Here is a 25,781-nt window from a genome sequence, read left to right as displayed (position 1 = left end):
AGGATTGTTTGCGCCCCTGCCTTTTCAACATTAGAATCAAAACGCCAATCGGGACGATGAACGTCGCCGACAAATTCTGTCAATAGACTTTACCCTCGATGGCCGTAAGGTTCGAACGCATAAAATGATTGTCGTCGATCCCCCGGGATTTTTGCACGATAGGCGAACAGTGCCAGGCACTGTTCGCCGGGGTCACTTCAAAGAAGGGTTTTCTTTATTTTAAATATTTTAAAATAACATCATAACAAGTATTTTTATAAAACTCATGAAGATGATCCTCATCACACATTAACCACTGAATGAGGCATCCATCAATGATCGAGCGAATCATTTTTGAAGCTGTATCCGCCTGAATGTCTGATGAAAATGTTCCTTCCTCTTGTCCAAGCGCAACAATGTCGCGTCCGATTTTCCAACAGTTTTCGTAAAACTTGAGATTAATTTGCCGATATTGTGGATTTCGGCTGGCTTGTGCGATAAAGTCAAGATACACTTTATAAAACTTTTTATTCTTTTCTGGGTCGATAAACACCGAATGAATGTATGCCTCTAACTTTTCGATCGCCGTTGTTTTCTCGCTAACTGCTTTATGCTCATGTTGATAAATCCGATCCGTCACCCATTCCAGCAAGCTTAAAAAAACATCTTCCTTATTTTCAAAATAATAATTCGTAACCCCTTTGCTTACAGCAGCATAATCCGCGATATCTTGCAATGTCACCGTTTCGTATCCTTTATCGGAAACTGCTCGAAAAGCGGCCCTTAAAATTTGCTCTCGCCTTTCTTCTGCCTTTTTCTTCATCCAATCCACCCCTCGAACTTCAATCATAACGATATTATACATCAATTTTTGACGATAAAAATATTTTGACCGGTCAGAATAATTTTGTTATCGTTATAGGTAAGAATATGAAAAAACAAAATGGGGGATGTCAAGTGGACCAATTCAAAGCGTTAGTAGTGAACAAAACGGAGACAGATTTTACGGTGAATGTGAAAACCGTCTCCATGGATGACCTTCCAGAGGGAGATGTTGTCATTAAAGTTGCTTATTCCAGCGTTAACTATAAAGATGGATTAGCATGCATTCCGAATGGAAAAATTGTAAAATCGTATCCATTTATCCCTGGTATCGATCTCGCCGGTATTGTCGCCTCTTCTAAGGATCCGCGCTTTAAAGAAGGAGACGAAGTCATTGCAACGAGCTATGAAATCGGCGTGTCACATTACGGAGGCTATAGTGAATATGCCCGCATTCCTGGAGATTGGATTGTCCCTCTTCCAAAGGGATTGACATTAAAAGAAGCAATGGCTTTAGGAACGGCAGGGTTTACGGCGGCATTGTCCATCCACCGCTTAGAAGAAAACGGATTATCCCCTGAAAAAGGAAAAGTGCTTGTGACAGGAGCCACTGGCGGAGTCGGAAGCATCGCGGTTTCCATGTTAACCAAACGAAACTATCACGTTGTTGCAAGTACGGGCAAAGAAAGCGAACACGAATATTTGCGCAAGCTTGGCGCAAAAGAAATCATTTCTCGCGAAGAAGTCTGTCCAGAACAAATCCGTCCGTTAGATAAACAATATTGGGCCGCAGCTGTTGACCCTGTCGGCGGGAGAACTCTCGCCACGATCCTTAGTCGAATCCAATATAACGGCTCCGTAGCTGTCAGCGGGTTAGCAGGTGGCGCAGACGTTCCAACAACCGTCTTCCCGTTTATCCTTCGCGGCGTCAACTTACTTGGCATTGATTCTGTCTATTGCCCAATGGAATTGCGAATACAAATTTGGGAACGAATGGCCAGCGACTTAAAACCGAATCAATTACTAGATTTGATTGCACAAGAAATCACACTTGAACAACTTCCTGAGGCATTATCGAATATCCTTAAAGGAAAACTACGCGGCAGAACGGTTGTAAAACTAGCATAGTTCAGCAAGAAAAAATTCTCATGAATTTGAGCCACTAAATCAAGAAAAATCGATTGAAAGAAAACCATTGGAATGGCATTGATTCGTCTTCCTAATTAGGAAAAGCTAATCGAAGGAGACGCTAAGCGTCAAGCTGCTTTTCAAAATCAAATACACTTGAGTTTCAAAAAAGCAAAAAATCGGGCGCGACACCCGATTTTTAAATCATTTGTGCAAATTCCATGTTATTCATATGTGGCAAATAATTTAGCAAATCATCTTCTGTTGAAAGTACAGTGAGATTGCTCGAAGAAAAACCTAAATGTTCTAGTTGAACTTTCGTTTCATTTCCTACACACACAATCGGCAAACGTTTCAGTATATATTCTAGTTTTCTATTCATTTCATTCAGTCCGTGAGCAAAGGCAAGGACAGAAGCTGCGTTTGGAAAAACGACCGTATCTAATCGAACTTCTTCGAACATTCGGAAAAACACAGGGATAAACTGTACATCCATTTGTTTTTCATGAGTGACCCATACACCGCTTGCAGCCACTTGTGTTTCAAAGGAAGAATCCCCTACAATCAGGCCGTCAGCAAAACGATGAAGGCTTTTAGACGTTGTCGCCATGAATCCGCGTTCGTTGAGCTTTTTTGTCAATTTGTCTGAATAACCAAATAATTTTGCTTGAATTTTCCGAATGTCTATTTTGTGTTTCAATAAAGCTTCGAAAAAATAATCGATGCTCTCGCTTGATGTAAACAAAATTTTTTCATACGTTTCGATCTTATTTAAAATTTCTTCATTCTCTTTCGTTTGCACCGTTTTCCATTTCGGAAATTCAATGACGTCCGCTCCTTGCTTCATTAACTCTTTTGCCAATGCACTCTCGTTGTAATCTGTTCGCGCTAATAAAATTTGTCGGCCAAACAATGGCTTTTTCTCAAACCAACTGATTTTTTTTCGAATGGATACAAGTTCTCCTACAAGAGTAATGGCAGGATTCGAAAACTGAACTGCCTTTGCTTGGTTGGCAATCGTCGCTAACGTTCCTTCAAGCGTCTTTTGTCTTCCCATCGTTCCCCATTGAATTAGAATAACAGGGGTGTTTGGCGATTTTCCATGTTTCATTAAATTTTCGCAAATAAACAGGAGGTTGGAAACCCCCATGTAAAAGGCAATGGTATCAATTCCTTTCGCAAGGGCGGCCCAGTTTAAAAGCGGCTTCCCATCTTTTGATTGATCGTGCGCTGTGATCAGTGCAAATGACTCTCCGTATTGGCGGTGGGTCACTGGAATTCCTGCATACAAAGGAGCGGCGATCCCCGATGTCACTCCTGGAACGATTTCAAATGGAATCCCATGTCTCGCTAGTTCTTCCGCCTCTTCTCCTACTCTTCCAAAAACGCCAGGGTCGCCGCCTTTTAGGCGAACAACGATTTTTCCTTCTTTTGCTTTGGCTACTAATTGCGAGTTGATCGTTTCCTGGCGCATTGTATGTCGATTCGGCAATTTTCCGCAATAGACCAGCTCGCAATTTGGGTTGGCCAACTCCAATAGCTTTGGATTTACAAGACGATCATACAAAATCACTTCAGCCTGCTGAATGAGCTCTGCACCTTTAACTGTAATAAGCTGAACATCTCCAGGACCCGCGCCCACTAAATAAACTTTTCCGATTTTCATCACTCGATCATCCTTTTAAAAAACGATATATACATGATCTCCATCGATTTCTACTTGATATGTTTTCACCTGTCCTTGATCGGGTTCTTGCACTTTTCCATCAATCAAGGATATTTTCCAATCATATAGAGGACAAAAGACGTATTCTCCACTAACTAGTCCTTCAGAAAGAACCCCACCTTTTGGATGGGGACTTTTATTTTCAAGCGCCCGAACATCTCCATTGGATAGACGAAACAAAGCTATTTCATGTTCTCCTATTTTAATCGCTTGGCCAACGCGAACGGGAAGTTCATCATATTTAGCAACCAATACGCGATTGACTGTTTTGTTCATGCTATTTTTTCCTCCCTTAACTTACTTCGTGTTCACAACAATGGAACGTTTCGTATAGTATCGATGGCGAATCGTTTCATCTTCAATCGCTTTTTTCCATGGATCTTCATAGCGGGCTAACGTTCGATATAACCGCTCATTTAGTTCTTTTCGCTTTTCTTCATCACACAGTACTTCTTTCACATGATCTAAGCCGACACGCTCAATCCATTTAGACGTGCGTTCTAAATATTTCGCTGTTTCGCGGTAATATTGTAAGTAAGCACCGACAATATCAAATACTTCTTCTTCCGTTTTTACTTTGCACAACAAATCAGCTGCTCGCAAATCGGTACCACCGTTACCACCGACATAAATTTCCCAACCGCCATCTACACCGACAATTCCAACGTCCTTAATTCCGGCTTCCGCACAGTTGCGTGGACATGCAGAAACCCCCATCTTCACTTTATTCGGAGTGTCTAGGCGTTCAAATCGTTTTTCAAGTTCAATTCCGAGACTCATGGAATCTTGTGTACCGTAGCGGCAAAATTGAGCTCCCACACATGTTTTGACCGTTCTTAATGTTTTTCCGTATGCGTATCCAGATGGCATTTCTAAATCTGCCCAAACATTTGGTAAATCTTCTTTTTTAATACCGAATAAAGCGATCCGTTGCCCGCCTGTTAGTTTCACAAGTGGAACGTTATATTTTTCAGCGACATCCGCAATTTTACGTAAATCGGAAGCTGTTGTGACCCCGCCATACATTCTTGGAACAACCGAATATGTCCCGTCTTTTTGGATGTTGGCATGCATTTTTTCATTCACAAGACGTGAATCGCGATCATCTTCATACTCAGGATAAAGGACGCCGAGGAAGTAGTTTAAAGCCGGACGGCATTTCGAGCATCCCTCTTCTGTTTTCCAACCTAACACATTCATAATTTCTTTAATGCTTGTTAAACCTTTTTCGCGAATTTCCGCCACTAGCTCATCACGGCTAAGGTCGGTACATGCGCATAATGTTTCTTTTTGCGCGGTTTGATAAAATGCATCTCCCAACGTATGCTCTAATAAATGAGCAATGAGCGACTTGCATCTTCCGCAAGAACGTCCTGCATTTGTACAGGCGCCTACTTGTTCAACCGTCGTTAAGTTGTGTGTTTGAATGGCGCTGGCAATGGTTCCCTTCGTCACCCCATTACAACCGCAAATCACTTCATCATCTGGCATGGCCGCAACATTATTACCTGACGCTTCTTGACCAGGTGCCTGAAGAAATACAATTTCCGCCATGTCGGAAATATCTTGTTTTTGCGTCATCATTCTAAACAACCTTGTACTATCTTTTGTGTCGCCATATAACACAATTCCGACAATGCGACGATCGCGAATCAGTACTTTTTTGTATACACCGTTCCACTCGTTATGAACTTTGATGGCTTTCGTTGTTTGGTTTTCATAAATTTCTCCAGCTGAAAACAAATCGACTCCAGAAACTTTTAGCTGCGTGCCAACAACGGAACCTTCGTATTGCTTTTCTCTGATCCCGCAAAGGTTTTCTGCTAATACTTTTGCTTGTTCATACAAAGGAGCTACCAATCCGTATACAATTTCACGATGTTCGGTACATTCACCAACCGCATAAACATTTGGGATATTTGTTTCTAAATAATCATTTACAATAATGCCGCGATTTACATAAATGCCGCTTTCTTTTGCAAGACGAACGTTCGGGACAATTCCTGCAGCCATCACCACTAAATCCGCTTCGATTTCCGTTCCGTCTTTAAAGCGAAGTCCTTTCACGCATTCGTCCCCTAAAATGGCTACCGTTTCTTTTTCTAATAAAAAGTTGATGCCTTGTGCTTCAAGTTCTTTTTGTAACATTTGCGCTGCGGTCGCATCGAGCTGTTTCTCCATGATATGACTCATCAAATGAACAACATCGACTTGCATGCCTAATTTGACAAGTCCGCTTGCCGCTTCTAATCCAAGAAGTCCTGCGCCGATGACAACTGCCTTTTTGTAATGTTTTGCTGCCTCGATCATCGTTTTGCAATCTTGAATATCTCGAAAACCGATCACACCTTGTTTATCCACACCTGGAATCGGCAAAATAAACGGTAAGGAACCTGTCGCTAAAATTAATTCATCGTATTCTACCACTCGTCCACGATCAGAGTAGACGCGTTTTTGCTCGACATCGATTTTGATTACACTCTCTCCTGCATGCAACTGAATATGATGATCTTTATACCAGTTCCAGCCATTCATTATAATCTCATCCCATGTTGCTTCTCCTTGCAAAACGTTCGATAATTGAATGCGGTTGTAATTTGGATAAGGCTCTTTTCCGAAAATGGTAATATCAAACAAATCTTTATTTATTTTTAAAATTTCTTCAATCGTCCGTACACCTGCCATCCCGTTTCCGACCATAACTAATTTTCTTTTTTCCATCTGTACTCCCTCCATGCTCAACTTTTCACAAGTTAAAATACATTGAATCATCTTTTAAGTTGATTCTATCACCTGTTCAAAAACATTTTTGTGAAAATAATCACAATAAAGGCTTGATAAAAGAAAAAATGTGAATAATTTCACGTTTTTGTCAAGATTACAAAATAATAAATTGAGAAGAGAAAGAAAATATGGTAATCTTTTTGTAGGTTATAAAAGGAAGGAGCCAATCTTTATGTCGGTCGCCAAAGTTGTTTCCTTAAATATCGGTCAACCAAAAACAGTGATGCTCGATGGAACAGAAATGACAACCGCCATTTATAAGTCTCCTGTTGATTCTCCCCTTCTCTTAACGAAAACAAATATTGTTGGAGATGGTCAAGCGGACTTAGTTCATCATGGTGGTTTTGATCAAGCGGTATGCGTGTATTGTTCAGAACATTTTTTGTTTTGGGAACATTTATATCAACGTCCTTTTGAACCTGGAGCCTTTGGTGAAAATATAACGCTGTTCGGACGAACGGAAGAAGAAATTTGCATTGGCGATGTGTTTCAAATCGGTACAGCGATTGTTCAAGTGTCTCAACCAAGGCAACCTTGTTTTAAATTAGCGATGCGGCACGGAATCAAAGATCTCCCATTGAAAATTCAACAAACAGGTTACACCGGTTTTTACTTGCGCGTGATCAAAGAAGGCATGATCCAGCGTGGAGATGAATTACATTTATTAGATCGAAGCAAAAATCCTTTGTCGATTCAATATATAAACAAAGCGAAATATGGAAAACAAACGAATGTTGAGGCATTGCAAGAAATCATTGAAGAACCAGCATTGTCAGAAGAGTGGCGAAACACTTTTCTCAAAAAACTTCAAAACTTACTCAAAAAATAAGCGTGTCGTTTTGATCGACACGCTTTACAAATATGGGTGTTCATGCATGGCTTTAAGGCGGCGCCATCTCCGTTCTACTTCTTGTTCGAATTCTTCTAAAAGATCACGGTTTTCTTCTTTCAACAAATGCTTCGCTTTCCCCATATATTTTAACCATTCGCTCAATGGGATGCGTTTGTTTTTTTCCTCTGGATCATACGTAATCGTTGTTTTTCCTCGTTCCACTTCATAGAGCGGGAAGAAACAAGAATCAACCGCTGCTTTCATAATTTTTTCGCCGTATCTCTCTTCCGATTTCCAGTTTAATGGGCAAGTAATCAAAAGCTTTCCGTAAACCGTTCCTTCATGTTTGGCATACCATTGCGCTTTTGCTGCTTTTTTAATTAAATCTTGCGGAAATGCTTCTGTTCCCGTGAATACATAAGGGATATTTGTCGCCGCCATAATTTGTGGCGTATCTTTATGGTGGAATGCTTTTCCTCTTTGTGTTTTACCGACGCCGGTTGTGCTTGTCATATGCCCCATCGGAGTCGAATACGACATTTGCGATCCTGTATTCATATACCCTTCATTGTCATATTCCAAAATAATCAATTTATGATTGCGAAGGGCTGTGCCAATCGCAGAACCCATGCCAATGTCCATTCCGCCGTCTCCCGTGACCATGACAAACGTCACATCATCAGAAACATCGATTTCCCCACGGCGTTTTAATTCCAAAAAGGCTTCAACCGACCCTGATAATGTGGCAGGACCGTTTTGGAATAAATTGTGGATCATCGTTTGCTTATGAGAACTATATGGGTAGGCCGTTGTTACAACATACGCACATCCTGTATGGAATAAAACAACAACATCCCCTTCGATTCCTTTGAAAAAGAGCTCTAATCCTGGGAAAATGCCGCAGCCAGGACATGCGCCGTGACCGGAAGCAATTCGTTTCGGTTTCGCCGTTAACGCTCGAAGCGGTGGAATTTTTACTTTTAATCTCTTCGTTTCTTCGTCTTGTGTCACTTGAATCAATCCTGTCTTAAAGGCGTCCCCATGCATCGGCTCAATTGCTTGTTTTAATTTATTTTCTGGCCGACCAGGCACGTGTCCGAAGTAATCAAACGGCTTTTCCGCATATCCTTTTTCCATCGCTTCAATGGCTAAATTGAAAAAGGCTTCCGCATCATCAGCGTAAAAATCTTTTCCGCCAAGTCCAAATACGCGGCTTAATACAATCGTACGATTATCTGGATCTTCTTGCAAAGCTGATTTAATTTCATGCGTCATGTTGGCACCGTTTGCCCCGTAGGAATCCGCGCGCTCTCCAACAAGAAGGGCTTTCACATTTTTTAACGCTTTGCGAATTTCTTCGCTTGGAAACGGACGAATAATGTTTGGACTAATCACCCCTACCTTAATTCCTTTTGCACGAAGCTTGTCGACAACATCTTTTGCCGTTTCTGCTGCGGAGTTAATCAAAAATAGAGCCACTTCTGCATCGTCCATTTGATATAAATCAAGGACAGGATATTCTCGTCCAGATAGCAGCGCGTATTCGCGTGCGACTTGTTTAAATACGTCTCCTGCTCGATATAGCGCTTCAGACTGTTGATAATGGTTGTTAATTAAATCATCACCGTTCATATGTGCTCCGATCGTTATTGGCTTTCTCGGATCCGCTGCGTTTGGAAAGTGAGTTGGACGTTCGCCGACAAAAGCTTGTACGACTTTTCGGTCTTTAAAATATTGGACTTTCCGTTTTTGGTGAGATGTAAAAAATCCATCATACGCAACAATGACAGGCAAACGAACGTCCTCGTGTTCGGCAATTTTCAACGCCATAATATTCAGATCATAAACCGCTTGTGGGGTACGAGCGGTCAAAATCACCCATCCTGTATTGAGCGAAAAATATAAATCGGAATGATCCCCACGAATATCAAGAGGGCCGCTAATGGAGCGAGTCACTAAATTCATCACCATCGGAAAGCGCGTTCCTGATTGCACTGGCAATTGTTCAAGCATATACATTAAACCGTTCGCACTTGTAGCGTTAAAAACGCGCGCCCCCATGACAGAAGCCCCGTAGCAAATTCCCGCTGATCCATGTTCCCCGTCTGCAGGAATCAGTTGAATATCGTGTTCACCACGCGCCTTCATCTGGTCTAACAATTGCGCAATTTCCGTTGAAGGAGTAATTGGAAAATAACCCATAATATGATAGTTGATTTGTGCAGCTGCGAACGCCGCCATTTCGTTTCCGGATTGAAACGCTGTCACTTGTTCTGCTTTCGTTGTCACTTTTTCTTCTAATAATGCCATTAATAGTTCCCCCCTAATACCATTGGGAATTTTTGCTTCACTGTATGTTTTTCCGCAAACCCAATTTCCTCACGACATTCTGTTAAGGCAGCTGTTGGACACGCTTCAACACATTTTAAACAACCTTTACAATATTGATAATCAATTCCTTTTAAAAACATTTGTTTTCTTCCTTTTTTATCTTCTCCTTCTTCCCATACGAAGCAAAAGTCAGGGCAAACTGTATCACAGGCAGCACAGTGAATGCACTTTTCCATCTCCCACTTTGGCAAAAATCCTTGACGCGATCCGCTTAAATCTTTGAAAATACTATTGGCGTTCGCTGTGATAATCCCGCCAATTTCTTGTGTTTCATAGCCTAAAAGCGGTTCAAGACGAGAAAACGATTTTCTTTCCGCATTCGCAGGCGCTTCATATGTTTGAAAGCGCACCTCATGATAGCCTCTTTCAAATGTACGAATGTTCGCCTCGACGAGATGCGGATATTTTTTTTCAAATGTTTTGCGAATGACTTCCTTCATCGCTTCCGGATCAAGAAAGTCACAAACGCGGAATAACGCTCCAAGCATCGCTGTATTGACTTTTGTTTTTTCTTCAACCGCAATTCCAAGGGCATCGACAACCGCAAGAGTTCCGTAATCTAGTTGTAAATCGCGCCGAATGTCATCAAAACCTCTTACAGAGTTGACCAATACAATTCCATCGGGGGCTAAACCGCTAACGACATCCACCATTTTATAAAGCGCTTCATGAAATACCCCGATGACATGAGGTTCTTCGATCGGACTATGCGCCCGAATTTCTGTATCTGGATCGCAAAAGCGAATATAACTTTTCACTGGAGAGCCTTTTTTCTCTGAACCATATGTAGAAAAATTTGAACCATTTAACCCAAGCCCCAACACCCCTGCTTCCGCGAGCATTTTCCCTGCTAGGTTTGCTCCAAGTCCTCCAATGGATTCGAGACGTATTTCAAAAAAACCTAATTGATTCTTTTTTGGCAAAATCGACATGTTATCCCCCCTATGAAACCTAAAAATCAATCGATAGGCTTATATTATTTTATAAATTTTATAAAAAAACACAAAAAAAAGATGTGACAAAAATCAAACATTTGCGAATTATTTATAGTACACATAAGAAAAATTTTTAAAACCTCTTGTATTACAACAGATTAAGATACTTTTACAATTATATAACAGAAGTAATTTTGTGTTATAACAGTTTTAAAAAGCACCATTTATTGCAAAAACAAAGAAAATATTTTCTATTTTGAACATGACTGAACATCTGCAAGGAAAGAAGGGTAAAAAGCAATGATTCGAAAACTCTACGAAAATCTTGATTCCGTTCAAACAACAAAGAGATTGGTTGATCTTCACCGCTGGTATCGAGAAAGAAAAAGAAAACAAAAAGATTGGTCCTATCAAATTTCGCATGTCGAGCATTACGAAACGGCATTGCTGCATACAAACCGTACACACACTCTTCTTTCTTGGATTGGTCACTCCACATTTGTCATTCAAGTAAATGGACTGACCATTGTAACGGATCCCATTTAGGCAAAGCGTTTAGGAACGATCAAACGTTTAAGCGACCCGGGCATTCTGCTTCATGATATGCCGAATGTAGATGTCATTTTAATCTCACACAGCCACTATGATCACTTACATTTTTCAAGCATTAAAAGTGCTTAAAAACACATAATTGACAAATAAGACTGCCCTAAAAGCAAGCATCGAAATGAAAAATAGACCTCGCTTGAACGGCAATGCTCGGAAGAGGTCTATTTTTCGTATTCATATACTTCATCTTCGTTTCTGATACGAGGCTCCCTTTTTATAAAGTGAAAAAAGTGTTTGCGGAATGGCCTCGATGACATCTGTCGCAAGCACATCCATTGGCGAATGCTCCTTCTCGACGAGCGCATCCGCCGCTTTTCCATGCACGAACACGGCATTGCAAATTGCTTCTTGAATGTTGTCGTGCTGCATGATAAACGCAAGAATGATTCCAGTGAGTACATCGCCGCTTCCACCTTTTGCTAACGCTGGATTTCCGCTTGTATTCACGTATTGCTTTCCATCTGGGGTCGTGACAATGGTGTAAGGTCCTTTTAACACAAGGTAAACACCATAGTTCATTGCAATTTGCTTTGCAATGCCAAAACGGTCTCTTTCGACATCGTCAATGGAAACGCCAAGCATTCGCGCCATTTCTCCAGGATGCGGCGTTAAAATCGTCGCTTCTGTTCGGTCACGTATTATCGAAACATAATCGTTCCAAAAATATAACGCATCCGCATCAAGAACGACTGGAACATCTTGGCATAGCACCTTTTGGATAACACTTTTCGCTCCTATCGTTCTCCCCATGCCCGGTCCTGCGGCAATCGCGTCAACATCCAAGGTGATCAAATCGATTTCCCCGGCAAAGCAGCCGTTCAACGATGAACACGGATGATACATCACCTCTGGAATATGGGTGGCGACAACAGGATAAACATCATCCGGAACAGCCATTGTCAGCAATCCAGCTCCGCTTCTTAAAGCCGCTTTTGCAGTCATAATGACAGCGCCTGTCATATTTCGCGAGCCGCCAATTACAAGCCCTTTTCCATAAGTACCTTTATGGGACGAACGCTTTCTTACCGGCAGCGTTCTTGCAACAGCCGCTTCACTCCATAGTTGGCGAAACTCGGCATTTTTTTCTAGAGAAAGCGGCGGAATACCAATATCGACTACGATTAATTCACCATAGTAATCAGCTGTTGGAAAAGTATATGCACTTAGCTTTGGATATTGAATCGTAATCGTTACATCCGCCTGAATCGCTGTTTCCACAGCTCCGCCGTCCGCCGGAATTCCGCTTGGTACGTCAATGGCATACACAACAAGCTCCTTTGCTTCGTTCACTTTTTCAATGATTTCTTTATATGGAGAGCGCAATGCCCCATTTATGCCAATTCCAAGCAAAGCGTCAATGATCACGTCATAATGACGTAATTGTTCGATAAATTCCTTCTCATTTCCTATGTAATTCTTTACTTCATATCCCGAATTTTCATAGATTTCAAGTGCTTTCTTCGCCGCGCCTTTTACTTTTTCCTTTGGCGGTATTAACCATAAATCCGTCGTATAACCATAACTCTTTAGCACCCTCGCAACAACAAACCCGTCGCCGCCATTGTTTCCTGTTCCTGCTAATACAGCGGCACGCTGAGCAGGTTGAATTCGTTCCAGCAAAACTGTAGCGACAGCTTGTCCGGCATTTTCCATCAACGATTCTTCACTCATGCCGATTTGCTGAATGGTATATCGATCAATCGCGTACATTTCTGAAGCAGTCACAACGTGCATGAAGATCACCTCGCGAATTTTTAATCTTATACAAGTATTTTAAATCATCACGGCTGTTGATTATCCAAAATCATGAACACTTCTCCCGTAAAAATGGGCATGCTCAAATAAGACAGCTACCATCTCTGATTTCCAATCGAGAGGAAGTTGCCCAAATAAAACCCGACGAACGAAAGAAATGAACGTGAGGGTGGTTTGCGTTCGTTTCTCTGTTCGGTCATATAGCCATCTCAATCACACATAGGCAATGAACGCCGCAAACAGCTGATTGTAGACGGCGTTTTTTGTTGTCCCAAATAAGGTAGGTACATTCAAGTATTGCTTGATCCATCGAAAAAAGACCTCGACTGCCCAACGCTCTTGATACATGTCGGCAATCTTTTCTGCCGATACGTCAAAGACATTCGTTACGACGCGAATCTCCTTTCCATGGGCATCACGAAAGATGACCACTCGATGACGTTTCTTCGAACGGCATGGCTTCGTTCCTAGCTGACAAGTAAAATCAGCGATGACATTGGAATCGGAAGAAACAAGACGCTGTAAACGGTGACGACGATGAATCTCTACATTTTCTTTCATGCGAATGACAAAAAGTTGTCCATTTTCGGCAAATTGGTCGATCCGTTCGATTTTAAAATACGCCCGATCTTCCACAAGAATTTGCTTCGGATGTGTCAACGCTTCCCCGACAGGACCATCGTGGCGTAGACCGGTTGTTTCTATGGCATCCATTGGTGACTGGTGTTCAGGAGAATAAGCGACATGCAGTTTAATCCCTGACCGTTCCCCATGATAAGGCGCCCATGATAGGCGGTTCTTTCCGACTGTCACCGTTGTCGAATCGACAATGCGAAGAGGTTTCGGGAATCGAAGAGATCGCCGTATTTTGCGATTACACTTCGAAACGATTCGTGCAAACAAACGCTTCATGATTTCATATGGAATCTCCTTCGCCTTGTTTGCCACCGTCGAATAATGAAAACGCGGCAATTGGTAAGTGGGCGCCACATCAGCACCATGACGAAAACTCTTCCACTCATGGACAGCAGCGAGAAGGAAAAAGTCGATTAACGTACGTACGGTAAATTTACGAGATGAGTCGTGATAACCGACTGCTTCTGTGATGGTTTGAATGTCTTCGTCTGACACAATTTTTTGCATCAAATTCGGGAGTGTGGTATGCTTGTTCATAAAGAGCACCTCTTTCCTGGGTTTGTTTGTGTGGTTACTTACATTCTATAGGAAAGGTGCTCTTTTTTCTATGTTTTTATGGATATTATTGGTTAATCAACACACGTGGTTGTCAATATTTTTGTTATTCTATAATTAATCCCCATTAACTTTTAATAAAACGTTAGGAAGGTGGAGCTATGTTAGCGCAATGGTTAAAGACGTCTAGGTATACGGTTGTGCTTACAGGTGCTGGAATGTCGACAGAAAGCGGACTTCCTGATTTCCGTTCGGCGCAGACAGGATTATGGAGTAAGAAAAACCCGCAACAGCTGGCAAGTACGTACGCACTCGAGTACAATCGGGATGAGTTTATCGCATTTTACCAATATCGTATTCGTACGCTTCACCAATGCAAACCGCATGCAGGACATATCATTTTAGCCGAGTGGCAAAAACGCGGAATCGTCCAAAGCATCATTACGCAAAATGTGGACGGATTTCATCAGCAAGCAGGCAGTGAAAACGTGATCGAACTTCACGGATCATTGAGAACGGTTCACTGTCAACGATGTCATAAAGTATATGATAGCAACCTGTATATCAATGAACAATTTAATTGCGCTTGTGGCGGTTTTCTGCGCCCGTCCGTCGTCTTATTTGGCGAATCTCTTCCATCAGATGCGATCGATCAGGCATGGTTGGCTGCACAAAAAGCGGAATTATTGATCGTATTAGGCTCTTCTTTACAAGTATCGCCAGCCAATCAACTGCCCCTCATAGCGAAACGAAACGGTGCCAAGCTGGCCATTGTCAATATGGAACCGACGGAATTGGATGAATGGGCGGATTTCGTCGTCCATCATCGAAAAATCGGTGAAGTTCTTAAAGAAATGGATCATGAGTTAAAAGCGGGGGAATGAAAATGTCAACTACCCCCACTTAGCTAACGCTTGAAGCGGGGGCTTGCAACTCCCCAGAAGTGCGAACGGACTTCGTCCTCCTTCCTTGACTTGGGGTTGCATCAGGGGCAGGTTGACGACTACCCAACGACATAGGTCATGCCTATATCGCTACCGAGTGGCTCGGCATGTCTGTAGGCAGTACTTGACTTCCACGCACAACAGACGGATGTACGCTCGATGTTTTACGGTTGCAACGTTTCCTGCAACCAACTCCCTACATCGAGTAACGGGGATTGGAGTGCCTTGATTCAACGGTTTTCTCCACATTCTTATTCTATCATATACAAAAGAAAGGAGGAAGGGCGATTCCTCCCCGACTTTCGCTCCCGCTTAGAAGTCGGGGTCTCCTCGCCAAAGATGATGAACGTTTTGGACATTTTGCGGAAGGCGCTTGACGACATTGGTGACCGAACAGCAATCATCCAGTGCCAAAGCGTGTCTGGGGGCGATATTAACTACGCCTATTATGTCAGAAGCGGACATCGCTCGTATTTTGTAAAAGTAAACAAAAAGATTCCTCCTCGTTTTTTCAAAAGTGAAGCAGCTGGTCTCGAATTGCTTCGAAAAATAAATACGGTTAAAGTCCCAAACGTATATTACGTCATGGAAGAAGAAAGCGGGGCATATGGTTTGCTTTTGCTTGAATGGATTGAAGGGGAAAAAACAGAACAAACAGCCGTATTGCTTGGTCAAGCAGTCGCTCAACTTCATCAATGTTATGGTCAGCATTTTGGTTGGGCTGAAGACAATTATATCGGCCGACTACCACAAAAAAATGGATTATATGAAAATTGGATGGATTATTTTGTGAAATGTCGGCTTCTTCCGCAAATCCAATTAGCCGAACAAAAAGGAAGAATGCCGACAGCTAGACGAAATAAACTAGAAAAGTTGCTAGTTTCGCTCGAACGATGGCTTCCGCAGCAATGCCGCCCTTCTTTACTGCATGGTGACCTTTGGGGAGGCAATTGGATTGTCGGTGCAAAAGGGATGCCTTACTTAATTGACCCTTCTGTGTTTTATGGCCATTATGAATTCGAGATCGCGTTTACGGAATTATTTGGCGGATTTCCAGATCAATTTTATGAAGCGTACAAGGAGATTCAACCGCTTTCTCCCGAATATGAGGAAAGAAAAGAGCTGTACCAACTGTTTTATCTGCTCGTTCACCTCAATTTATTTGGAGAAACATACGGTTATTCCGTCGATCGAATTTTGCAAAAGTATGTTGGATAATTTTACTAAAACAAGAAAGAGAGCGAAACACGGTTACAGTGAAGCTCTCTTTCTTGTTTTAGATGAACATTCCGGTACTCGATATCAATGCCCTCCAAGATACGCCATCTTTACCTGTTCACTAGCGTTCAACTCTTCCGCTGAACCAGACAAGACAACACGGCCGGATTCAATGACATACGCCCGATCCGCCACAGAAAGTGCCATATTCGCGTTTTGTTCCACTAGCAAGATGGTCGTTCCCGATGAATTAATTTCTTCAATAATTCGGAAAATCGTTTTGACTAGCAAAGGGGCAAGGCCCATAGATGGTTCATCTAAAAGGAGGAGACGCGGACGTGCCATTAATGCACGGCCTATGGCCAACATTTGTTGTTCACCACCCGACAACGTTCCAGCAAGTTGCTTTCTACGTTCATGAAGCCGAGGAAACAGATGATACACTTTCTCAAAATCCTTCTGAATTTCATTTTTATCCTTCCTTAAAAAAGCACCCAACTCTAAATTTTCTTCCACAGTCATATTGGCAAAAATGCGACGGCCTTCCGGAACATGAGAAATTCCTTGTTTGACAATCATCTGAGCGGCTTTGCCTGCAATCGATTGCCCTTCATACAAAATATCTCCATTTTTTGGTTTTAACAATCCGGAAATCGTCTTTAACAATGTGCTCTTGCCAGCGCCGTTTGCTCCAATGAATGTGACGATTTCTCCTTCATTTATTTCAAGTGAAACCCCTTTTAACGCTTGAATATTCCCGTAAAATACATCAATGTTTTCCACTTTTAGCATTATGACACCTCCTCGCCGAGATACGCTTCAATGACTTTAGGATGATTCCGGATCTCTTCAGGTGTACCATGCGCGATGAGCTGTCCGTGATCAAGCACGTAAATTCGTTCGCATACTCCCATCACAAGAGACATATCATGCTCAATAAGTAAAATGGTTAAATTGAACTTTTCTCTTATAAAAGCAATTAAATTCATCAGTTCCTTTGTTTCCTGCGGATTCATTCCCGCTGCAGGCTCATCAAGCAACAATAATTTTGGATGTGCCGCCAACGCCCTGGCAATTTCTAAACGCCGTTGCTGACCGTATGGCAAATTTTTCGCTTTTTCATACATAAAACCCTCAAGCTTAAAAATTTTTAAAAATTCGATTGCCTTTTCTTCGATTTCTTTTTCACCGGAAAAATGAGAAGGTAAACGAATAATGGAACTTAAAATGGAATGACGAGCCAGAGAATGGTATGCAACCTTTACGTTATCAAGTACGGAAAGTTCACCGAACAAACGAATGTTTTGGAACGTACGACTAATCCCTTTTCGTGTAATTTTGTAAGGGGGTAGTCCGTTTAGCTTTTCATTCCCTAATACAATGCTACCTTCTGTCGGTTCATATACACCTGTCAGCAGGTTGAAGAAAGTCGTTTTACCAGCCCCATTTGGTCCAATTAAACCAATCAATTCCCCCGGATATAATTCGATGTTTACGTCAGACAATGCTTTTAAGCCGCCAAATTGAATGCCGACATGATCAACTTTAAGCAACGGTGTGTTAGTTGTCATTCTGTTTTCCCCCTTCAGCCGCTCTACCAAACTTGATGAATGAAGTCAATTCTTGCGTACCTAACAATCCTTTTGGACGGTACAACATGACCAATATGAGCACTAAACTGTACAGGATCATTCGAGTCTCCGGATATTCTTGAAGGAACGTAGAAACAATTGTCAACAGAATCGCAGCGATTACTGCGCCAGACATGCTTCCTAATCCTCCAAGCACAACAAAAATCAAAATATCAAATGACTTCAAAAAACCAAAATTCGTTGGCTGAATAATATAGAAGTTATGCGCATAGAGACCTCCAGCAATGCCGGCAAAAAAAGAGCCAATCACAAACGCTGTCACTTTATAGTACGTTGTATTAATCCCCATAGAATCCGCTGCAATTTCATCCTCACGAATCGAAATGCAGGCACGGCCATGAGTGGAATTTGTAAAGTTTGCAATGACAATAATGGCGATAAGCATGCAGGCAAATACCCACGGCCAAGTTGTGAGGTGGGTTACCGTCATCCCGCTGGCACCGCCAACATAGTCTACGTTTAACAGAATAATGCGTACGATTTCTCCAAAACCAAGTGTAGCGATCGCCAAATAATCCCCCTTTAGACGAAGGGTAGGAATACCAATTAAAAGCCCTGCTACAGCAGCAGTAACACCACCGACCAGTAAAGCAAGTGAAAACGGCATTTGCAGTTTCATTGTCATAACGGCAGACGCATAGGCGCCCACAGCAAGAAATCCGGCATGACCAATGGAAAACTGTCCTGTAATTCCAATAATGAGATGAAGACTGACGGCTAGGATAATATTAATAGCCATATAAAACAGGGTATTGATATAAAAGGAATTAAGTATTCCTCTCGATATCAATAGCTGAACCACTATAAAAAACACAATCGCTAACACCATTGACAGCCAAAATCCATTGATTCGTTTGAAAATTGTCATGCTCTTCTACCCTCCTTACACTTTTTCTTTTACATTTTTTCCGAATAAACCCGATGGTCGGAAAATTAGAATAAGTATAAGAACGATAAAAGCCACTCCGTCACGCCAGAGTGAATATCCAAGGCCGCTTACAAGTGATTCAATCACACCAAGCACAAGACCGCCGACCATAGCCCCCGGAATGATGCCGATCCCACCTAACACTGCCGCTACGAAGGCTTTTAGACCTGGAATAATCCCCATAAGAGGTTCAATTTTAATATAGTAAATCCCGAAGATGACACCCGCAGCACCTGCCAAGGCGGATCCGATTGCAAACGTTGCGGATATTGTATTATCCACGTTAATCCCCATTAATCGAGCTGCTTCTGCATCATAAGAAACAGCACGCATGGCTTTCCCTATTTTCGTTTTATGAACGATTAACTGAAGGAGAATCATCAATACAATGGAAGTACAAAGTATTAATATAGACTGACTGCTAATTGTTACGCCAAATAGTTCAATTTTTTTATCTGGTAGTATTGTCCCAGGATATGCTACTGGCTGAGCACCACGTGCATAGATCATCCCGTATTCAATTAGAAGTGAAACCCCGATTGCAGTGATTAGAACTGCAATTCTTGTAGCGTTTCTCAAAGGCTTATAAGCAATTCGTTCAATGAATACGCCCAATAATGCGCAGACAACCATGGCCAATAGCAGCGCTGGGAAGAATCCTAGATGTAGACCTGTAATCGCATAAAATCCTACAAACGCACCTACCATAAACACGTCGCCATGAGCAAAATTAATAAGCCTCACTATTCCGTACACCATCGTATATCCGAGAGCGATTAGCGCATATATACTGCCAAGAGATATTCCGTTAACGAGTTGTTGAATGAGTTCCATATTTGCACTCTCCTTGGGAAGTACTGTTATTTCTTTTAGAAGGATTAGACGCTATTAAAATAGGGGGGACATGCCCCCTATTTGATTCATACCATGATGATGGTATTATGGATTCACTTTTGTTTTAAACTGCTGCTCACCGTTTTTATATTCAAGAATAGCGGCAGATTTAATTGGGTCATGGTTCTCATCAAGAGTCAATGTTCCTGATACAAGAGAGAGGTCTTTCGTTTGTGCGAGTGCTTCTTTAATTTTCACCGGATCTGCATCTCCCGCGCGTTTAATAGCATCAGCAAGGAAATACGCCGTATCATATCCAAGCGCGTTAAACGCATCCGGAGATTTATTGTATTTCGCTTTAAACGCTTTTATGAAATCCTGGATTTTAGGATCTGGATCGCCGGAAGAATAGTGGTTTGTAATAAATGTATTATTTAAAGCTTCTGGGCCAGCTATTTCGACAAGAGTTGGAGAATCCCATCCGTCACCGCCCATAATCGGAACTTTAATACCAAGTTCACGGGCTTGCTTCACAATTAGTCCTACTTCTTCATAGTAACCAGGTAAGAACAAAAATTCTGGATTAGCTGATTTAATCCGTGTAAGAGTCGCTCGGAAATCGGTGTCTTTTGCAACATAGGCTTCTTCCGCTACAATCTTTCCGCCGTTTTCCTCAAATGCTTTCTTAAAAGAGGAAGCAAGTCCTTTTGAATAATCACTAGAACTATCAATGAGAATAGCTGCATTTTTTACTTTCAAATCATCAATTGCGAATTTAGCTGCTACCGTACCTTGGAAAGGATCAATGAAGCATGTTCGGAATACAAAGTCGTTTACTTTGCCGTCTTTATTGGTGATAGTAGGATTCGTTCCAGAAGGTGTAATTAACGGAATTTTGTTATCCTGTGCAACTTGGACCTGAGCGAGCGTATTTGTACTTGTTGCTGCTCCTATAATCGCTACAACTTTATCTTGGCTAATCAGTTTAATAGCTCCGCTAGTCGCTTCCGCTGCATCAGATTTATTATCTACTTTTACAAGTTCAATTTTTTTTCCGTTAATGCCTTCTTTATTAATCTCCTCAATCGCTAGTTCCAGACCTTCAGCAATGGATTGTCCATATGAAGCCGCTCCACCAGACAATTCAAGGTTAGCGCCAATTTTTATTGTATCGCCGCCCCCTCCATTATTGTCTGATGAATTCGTTCCAGCATTTTGAGTTCCGCCATTACATCCTACCATTAGACCAGCAGTGATCATAAGTGACATAAAAACTCCAACTAATTTTTTCTTTTTCATCATTTACCTCCATCATAAAAAATTTTTTAAAATTTTCGACTAACTACAGATCCCTTCTATAACTAAATCCACATCCCCCCATACCTTTTTATAAACAACAAACAGAATAACTTTTCTCAATTGATTTGATTTTATAAAAATTCTTTCTTCTCGTCTAGATGTATAATAAAATTACTTAAAAAATTACGAATCATTTTGAATGCATATGTCTTTTTACTATCTAAAAATTAATAACCAATCTACATATAATGAACGTTTATAACCTTTATTTCCCTTTCTTAGCTTTTTTGATCCATCCATCGTTCTTTATCAACTGTTACTTTTGGGTTAAAATTAATTTGCTTTTAAGGAATAATTTATTAATGAAAATAATAAAGAAGCTGACTCATCATCGCTCAAAAGCGATGTTTTGAGTCAGCTCCTCGCTGTTGTTCATATAGTTTCAAATGATGATAAACCGCTTTTAGCAGCGGTGTGTCAATGTGGTACTGTTGGGCAAGTTTCAATAAATAACCTTGAAGATGGTCTGCTTCCACCATTTGTCCTTTTTCCATGTCACGCTGCATCGAAGACTTCATCTCTGGTGCCAATTTGTTCATTTGCTCTAACTGTTTCTCCTCAATCTGTTCAGCGATCGGCGCCCCGTGCGCTCTCATCACGGCCGCGATTTCTTTCAGCAATCTCAAAATGATTTCTTGTCCATATTCCCCAGCGCGAATTGGACCGATCGGAGCCCGGAATAATGTCGTTACTCCCGACATCGTCGCAATAAACAAATATTTATGCCACATATCCGTGGCAATCTGATCACTCAAATGAAAATGTGCATTGCAACCCGTGAATAACTGTTCGAGTTTCTTCACTCTTTCCGTGATTTCCCCTGACCATTCACCAAACTTTACGTCATGTGACGAACTGGATTGAACGATCGTTCCTTGCTCATCTAATGTCGTTTCGATAAAACAGAGACCGCCTAATACGTTCTCTTTCCCAAACTCGCTCCAAAGCAGATCCATATGCGCCATGCCATTTAACAACGGCAAAATGAGCGTCTCCTTACCGACATATGGTTTAACATCTTGAATCGCTTCGTGCAAATGATAAGCCTTATTCGAAAAAATAACAAGATCAAATGCCTCTGCCTTTTCCCCTACCATGATCGTTTTTGGCGTTAACACGGTATTCCCATGAACGCTTTGAATCACTAACCCTCGTTCTTGCAACTGTTGTTTTCGCCGTTTACGCACAAGAAATGTCACATCAATCCCTTTTTCCAACAACCGACCGCCAAAATATCCCCCCACTGCACCGGCGCCGACAACTAATACGCGCATCCATGATTCCCCCTTATGAAACATAGCTAACAATCAAGATCAGTAGATGGAACAATTTCAAATCCGTCTTCATTCACGCAAGAGAAAAGGGAGAGGATGGTCTCCCTTTTCTCTTTAGCAACAACGTGACACTTTCCCGCCTTTGCCGTTATATCTCGCCTCTTGTGCCTCGCAAAAAAACTCTTTACGCGACTTAATCGGTTCTCCGGGATGGTGTGTTTTCATATGCTCAACATATCTTTCCTGAACCTCCCGATGGCTAAAGCCACGGGGTTCTTGTGTACAAAAGGGTTTCTCGTACACCTGCGTGTAGAACTCACCCTTGTTCCACAAGACTTTCATGGGCAAACACCTTACTGGTGCTTATCGCCCTGTGCGCCCGGTTCAAGACGCTTTTTATCATTTAAATTCCCATACTACTTACGACATATGGATGAAGACGAAGTCGTTTGATTTCTTCATCATGCAGTCGAATAAATTGATCCCATCTCTCTAAACATTTTTGTCTATCTATTTCTTTTCGATTGTCTTTCACATTCATGATTAAAAATGCGCTGTATAAATCTCGTTGCACTCTATGTCCGTCTACTTCATGCCATCGTTGGGAAAGTGTTTTCTTGTTGTACTCATCGTTTTGGTGGTCGTATTGACTTGCCTTGACGCGAAATGTGTCGATGTATTGAAGGGAATAGCCTTCATATTGCAGTTTTTGATTCAGTATGTTTAAAAACAAACTTGGTGCACGATTCGCAATACTTTTTCCAAATCGTTTTTTCTTTTTATATTTTCCGTTGGCATCGACTTTTGTTTCTTTTGCCTTTGCTTGAAGTGCTCTGAAATTCATTTTTTCTACTTGGATATGATGACCTAATGCGATGATCCAATTGGCAAGCCGTTGATGATCTTGTTTCCGTTTATCTGCCATTTTTCTTTGTAATTCTGCTAACTGATTTCTCGTTTTGAGATAATTTTTACTCCAAACCCATTTTTCCTTGTTGTCTTTTTTTATTGTCCCATCTTCATTGTATTTGTGCGGATTATTCGCCCGTCTTTGACGATCCAATTTTCGTTGAAGAACTCGCTTTTGCTTTTCTATGTTTTCGACACTCGGCGCAAGAATAAGCAACTTGACATTATTCATCGAGCAAATAGCGACGGTTTGTGTTCCTATGTCGATACCAACATCGCCTCGCCCTATTGGATGTTTTATTTCTCCTGTTTGGCGGTTTATTTTCTTTGGTGGTACACCTTCAAGAGTGAGTTGAAGAAAATACTTGATTTTTCCTCTAATTCGTCTACGGACGATGCGACAATATTTTATACGGTCTTGTAGAGCCAGATGTGTATATATGTCGTTTGGGTGAATTATAACAGGAATAGATAAACCATTCCAAAGCAAATGTTTGTTTTCGAAACGGATGCCTGTGCTATTTGTTTTTCCTTCTAATGAATCCATATCGTTGTATTTCTTAAAAGACACTTTTTTTGCATTACCAAAGATGAGTTTTTCCATTGCCATCCATGCTCTCGTAGCGATTTTTTGTGCGGTGTGTGAGTCGATGTGTTTCTTGAAATGGTGTTGCATTGGCTTAACAAAATCGTGCATAGCGTATTCATTGATTCCGTACTGACGATATAACTCATTTAGCAAGTTGTTTCTTTCTTTTGATTTTGGTTGTTGGGCTAGATGACGATACTGCTTATCATGTTGTAGTTTTTTATGCCGTTTCAGCAATTCGCCCAAACAAGCGTTGTATATTTTTCTGCCAATTTCAAAACGTTTCTCTAATATGTACGCCTGCCATAGTTCTGTTTTGAGTTTCAACGTCAGCACATAACTTTTGGTTTTTGTTTTCGCCAACGACACCACTTCCTTTATACGTTCTTTTGATTTTCGATGTATTGTTTAACCGCTTCTTCTGAAATATAGCCGACAGTACAACAAAAATAACTTCGTGTCCATAGCGACGGTAGTCTGCTTTTTAACGAAGGATATTTCTCCCTTAATATTCGACTGCTTTTCCCTTTAAACGCTTGTATAATTTTGTGCAAATGTTGACGAGGGTCAAAAGAAATGAACAAATGAACATGATCAGGCATAATTTCCATTGCTTTGATTTGTACATCATGTTCTTTGGCAACTTCTTCAAAAATTTTTTTCAAATCTCGTTCAATATCTCCAACTAACACTTTTCTACGGTATTTTGGACAAAACACAATATGATATTGATTGAGATAAACAATCCCTTTTTTATGGGTGTATTTTTCGTTTTCCAAAAACAATCACCTCTATACTAAATATACCATAAACAATAGATAAAATAAACACATCTAATAAATTTATCAAAAAAAATACGCAATTCATCCCCTTGTCTAAAGACAGGGACTTTCTTGCGCCTCCCCCGTAATCGCCATACAAATATTAATATTTACGTTCAAATGCATACTCTTTGATGGTTGCAACAATTTGCTCGAAGGAATATCGATGATTCACTACATCAACAACAAATTCAATGGCATCACCTTGCGGCATTGTAAAATAGTATCCATTGTATTTTAAAAATTGAACAAGTGCTACAAAGGCAGTTCTTTTGTTTGCATTATGAAAACAATGGTTCTTAGCCAAAGACTCAAATAATGCTGCCGCTTTTTCAAAAATAGTAGGATAAGCATCTTTACCAAACACACTTTGTTGTGAACGGTAGACAGCCGATTCTAACAATGCAGGTTCTTTTATCCCTTTCAGCTCATTTGGAGAATATTTTCCAATAATGAAAAAATTAATCGCAACGACTTCTTCTACGGTTAGATATCTCATCGATCAATAAGCCCCTTGATGGTCTCATCATATTCTTCAAGAGTTTCGTTTAATACTTCAAAAAAATCTTGGGAGATTCCTTTTGGCAAATCAACTTTTTTACTTTTCTTTATAACAATTTTATCCTCTTCAAGCTCCATTTGTATTTCATCTCCTTGATGAATACCAAGCTTATTTAGAAACTCCATTGGAAAGGTAACCCCAAGTGAATTGCCAACTTTTAATACTTTTCGTTCTGCGCTTAACATTTATCTCACCTCTTTGTTATAACTGTTATAACAATTATAACACGAATTAGATTTATAGAACAGTGCCAGGCACTGTTCGCTGAGGAACAAAAAGACGCCTATGGCCGTGTTCTTCCTGTCTTTTTGAAAACGAGATTTGGCCAATGGCTGTTTGGACTTCGTCGTGAGATGGAACGAGTATTTAATGAGTTAAAGAGTGACGGGTTGGAACAGCCAAGATGGTATGGATTTCATCGATATGTACTGCATGTGTTATGTTGCATCCTTATGCATAACTTCGAGCTTTTACTCTAGGTTTGCAACACCATTTTTTAATTAAACTGATTGATGTTTTTTTGATAGTTAAGTATACTT

At 41.0% G+C, this 25,781-nt stretch carries 23 protein-coding genes and 3 pseudogenes; 7 read left to right on the top strand and 19 right to left on the bottom strand.

Annotation, left to right across the window (positions count from 1 at the left end):
• Window positions 1-214: 214 nt before the first annotated feature.
• Window positions 215-829, bottom strand: a complete 615-nt coding sequence (locus NSQ23_RS02485) for a TetR/AcrR family transcriptional regulator (RefSeq protein WP_339172712.1) — start codon at window positions 827-829, stop codon at window positions 215-217.
• 107 nt (window positions 830-936) lie between these two features.
• Here NSQ23_RS02485 and NSQ23_RS02480 point away from each other — a divergent pair, with 107 nt between their 5' ends.
• A complete protein-coding gene (locus NSQ23_RS02480) occupies window positions 937-1,929 on the top strand; it encodes an acryloyl-CoA reductase (protein WP_339174240.1) in 993 nt (330 codons plus the stop codon).
• Between the two features lie 199 nt (window positions 1,930-2,128).
• On the opposite strand, the gene cobA is transcribed toward NSQ23_RS02480, so the two are convergent.
• The 3 genes from cobA to nirB are packed head-to-tail and all read right to left on the bottom strand — an operon-like array spanning window position 2,129 to window position 6,376.
• Entirely contained in the window at window positions 2,129-3,595 is a 1,467-nt protein-coding gene (gene cobA, locus NSQ23_RS02475) for a uroporphyrinogen-III C-methyltransferase (RefSeq protein ID WP_339172710.1), read from the bottom strand.
• A 15-nt stretch (window positions 3,596-3,610) separates the two neighbouring features.
• A complete protein-coding gene (nirD, locus tag NSQ23_RS02470; RefSeq protein WP_339172708.1) occupies window positions 3,611-3,931 on the bottom strand; it encodes a nitrite reductase small subunit NirD in 321 nt (106 codons plus the stop codon).
• A gap of 21 nt (window positions 3,932-3,952) precedes the next feature.
• The gene (gene nirB / locus NSQ23_RS02465) at window positions 3,953-6,376 is read right to left on the bottom strand and encodes a nitrite reductase large subunit NirB (RefSeq protein WP_339172705.1); all 2,424 of its coding nucleotides are present in this window, start codon (window positions 6,374-6,376) and stop codon (window positions 3,953-3,955) included.
• A gap of 235 nt (window positions 6,377-6,611) precedes the next feature.
• Between nirB and NSQ23_RS02460 the strand changes: the two genes are divergently transcribed.
• Entirely contained in the window at window positions 6,612-7,268 is a 657-nt protein-coding gene (locus tag NSQ23_RS02460) for an MOSC domain-containing protein (RefSeq protein ID WP_339172702.1), read from the top strand.
• A gap of 24 nt (window positions 7,269-7,292) precedes the next feature.
• On the opposite strand, the gene NSQ23_RS02455 is transcribed toward NSQ23_RS02460, so the two are convergent.
• Window positions 7,293-9,581, bottom strand: coding sequence for a thiamine pyrophosphate-dependent enzyme (locus tag NSQ23_RS02455; RefSeq protein WP_339172699.1), 2,289 nt, complete (start codon window positions 9,579-9,581; stop codon window positions 7,293-7,295).
• On the bottom strand, window positions 9,581-10,594 hold the full coding sequence (locus tag NSQ23_RS02450) for a 2-oxoacid:acceptor oxidoreductase family protein (RefSeq protein WP_339172696.1): 1,014 nt from the start codon (window positions 10,592-10,594) through the stop codon (window positions 9,581-9,583). Before NSQ23_RS02450 ends, NSQ23_RS02455 begins: the two co-directional genes overlap by 1 nt.
• Window positions 10,595-10,897: 303 nt before the next feature.
• Between NSQ23_RS02450 and NSQ23_RS02445 the strand changes: the two genes are divergently transcribed.
• Window positions 10,898-11,143 (top strand): hypothetical protein, encoded by a 246-nt coding sequence (locus NSQ23_RS02445; protein ID WP_339172694.1) that lies wholly within the window; start codon window positions 10,898-10,900, stop codon window positions 11,141-11,143.
• 18 nt (window positions 11,144-11,161) lie between these two features.
• A complete protein-coding gene (locus tag NSQ23_RS02440; protein WP_269199180.1) occupies window positions 11,162-11,278 on the top strand; it encodes an MBL fold metallo-hydrolase in 117 nt (38 codons plus the stop codon).
• A 111-nt stretch (window positions 11,279-11,389) separates the two neighbouring features.
• Here the strand turns inward: NSQ23_RS02440 and NSQ23_RS02435 are convergent, their stop codons facing one another.
• Together NSQ23_RS02435 and NSQ23_RS02430 are read right to left on the bottom strand one after the other, a co-directional pair.
• On the bottom strand, window positions 11,390-12,940 hold the full coding sequence (locus NSQ23_RS02435; RefSeq protein WP_339172692.1) for an NAD(P)H-hydrate dehydratase: 1,551 nt from the start codon (window positions 12,938-12,940) through the stop codon (window positions 11,390-11,392).
• Between the two features lie 60 nt (window positions 12,941-13,000).
• Window positions 13,001-14,134 (bottom strand): annotated as a pseudogene (locus NSQ23_RS02430) (IS4 family transposase).
• A 179-nt stretch (window positions 14,135-14,313) separates the two neighbouring features.
• Between NSQ23_RS02430 and NSQ23_RS02425 the strand changes: the two are divergent.
• Window positions 14,314-15,036: an NAD-dependent deacylase gene (locus NSQ23_RS02425; protein WP_064220740.1), complete on the top strand. Its 723-nt coding sequence runs from the start codon at window positions 14,314-14,316 to the stop codon at window positions 15,034-15,036.
• 402 nt (window positions 15,037-15,438) lie between these two features.
• Entirely contained in the window at window positions 15,439-16,314 is an 876-nt protein-coding gene (locus tag NSQ23_RS02420; RefSeq protein ID WP_339172691.1) for a fructosamine kinase family protein, read from the top strand.
• Window positions 16,315-16,398: 84 nt separating this feature from the next.
• Here the strand turns inward: NSQ23_RS02420 and NSQ23_RS02415 are convergent, their stop codons facing one another.
• The 11 genes and pseudogenes from NSQ23_RS02415 to NSQ23_RS02365 all read right to left on the bottom strand — a co-directional run bounded on the left by NSQ23_RS02415 (window position 16,399) and on the right by NSQ23_RS02365 (window position 25,427).
• On the bottom strand, window positions 16,399-17,106 hold the full coding sequence (locus NSQ23_RS02415) for an ABC transporter ATP-binding protein (RefSeq protein WP_064221174.1): 708 nt from the start codon (window positions 17,104-17,106) through the stop codon (window positions 16,399-16,401).
• Window positions 17,106-17,885 (bottom strand): ABC transporter ATP-binding protein, encoded by a 780-nt coding sequence (locus tag NSQ23_RS02410; protein ID WP_064221173.1) that lies wholly within the window; start codon window positions 17,883-17,885, stop codon window positions 17,106-17,108. The genes NSQ23_RS02415 and NSQ23_RS02410 overlap by 1 nt, the downstream gene beginning before the upstream one ends.
• Complete coding sequence (locus NSQ23_RS02405; protein ID WP_064221172.1) at window positions 17,875-18,834, bottom strand: branched-chain amino acid ABC transporter permease; 960 nt, start codon at window positions 18,832-18,834, stop codon at window positions 17,875-17,877. Before NSQ23_RS02405 ends, NSQ23_RS02410 begins: the two co-directional genes overlap by 11 nt.
• Before the next feature lie 15 nt (window positions 18,835-18,849).
• Complete coding sequence (locus NSQ23_RS02400) at window positions 18,850-19,728, bottom strand: branched-chain amino acid ABC transporter permease (protein WP_132948373.1); 879 nt, start codon at window positions 19,726-19,728, stop codon at window positions 18,850-18,852.
• A gap of 105 nt (window positions 19,729-19,833) precedes the next feature.
• On the bottom strand, window positions 19,834-21,027 hold the full coding sequence (locus tag NSQ23_RS02395; protein ID WP_064221170.1) for an ABC transporter substrate-binding protein: 1,194 nt from the start codon (window positions 21,025-21,027) through the stop codon (window positions 19,834-19,836).
• A gap of 395 nt (window positions 21,028-21,422) precedes the next feature.
• Window positions 21,423-22,361, bottom strand: a complete 939-nt coding sequence (gene panE, locus NSQ23_RS02390) for a 2-dehydropantoate 2-reductase (protein WP_339172685.1) — start codon at window positions 22,359-22,361, stop codon at window positions 21,423-21,425.
• Between the two features lie 114 nt (window positions 22,362-22,475).
• Window positions 22,476-22,598: pseudogene (locus NSQ23_RS02385) on the bottom strand (YbdD/YjiX family protein); the annotation flags it as partial.
• A gap of 166 nt (window positions 22,599-22,764) precedes the next feature.
• Entirely contained in the window at window positions 22,765-24,228 is a 1,464-nt protein-coding gene (locus tag NSQ23_RS02380) for a transposase (RefSeq protein ID WP_231106986.1), read from the bottom strand.
• Between the two features lie 8 nt (window positions 24,229-24,236).
• Window positions 24,237-24,638 (bottom strand): IS200/IS605 family transposase, encoded by a 402-nt coding sequence (tnpA, locus tag NSQ23_RS02375; RefSeq protein WP_033012039.1) that lies wholly within the window; start codon window positions 24,636-24,638, stop codon window positions 24,237-24,239.
• A gap of 145 nt (window positions 24,639-24,783) precedes the next feature.
• Window positions 24,784-25,179 (bottom strand): type II toxin-antitoxin system death-on-curing family toxin, encoded by a 396-nt coding sequence (locus NSQ23_RS02370; RefSeq protein WP_192954454.1) that lies wholly within the window; start codon window positions 25,177-25,179, stop codon window positions 24,784-24,786.
• Complete coding sequence (locus tag NSQ23_RS02365; protein ID WP_004888888.1) at window positions 25,176-25,427, bottom strand: AbrB/MazE/SpoVT family DNA-binding domain-containing protein; 252 nt, start codon at window positions 25,425-25,427, stop codon at window positions 25,176-25,178. The genes NSQ23_RS02370 and NSQ23_RS02365 overlap by 4 nt, the downstream gene beginning before the upstream one ends.
• A 78-nt stretch (window positions 25,428-25,505) precedes the next feature.
• Between NSQ23_RS02365 and NSQ23_RS02360 the strand changes: the two are divergent.
• Window positions 25,506-25,721, top strand: a pseudogene (locus NSQ23_RS02360) (ISNCY family transposase); the annotation flags it as partial.
• Window positions 25,722-25,781: the final 60 nt, after the last annotated feature.

Origin of the sequence: Anoxybacillus sp. FSL W8-1294, from assembly GCF_037965005.1 — a bacterium.
Classification (GTDB): domain Bacteria; phylum Bacillota; class Bacilli; order Bacillales; family Anoxybacillaceae; genus Anoxybacillus; species Anoxybacillus flavithermus_G.
The sequence above is the reverse complement of the archived record's forward strand: the minus strand, read 5'-3'. Positions and strand labels throughout refer to the sequence as shown.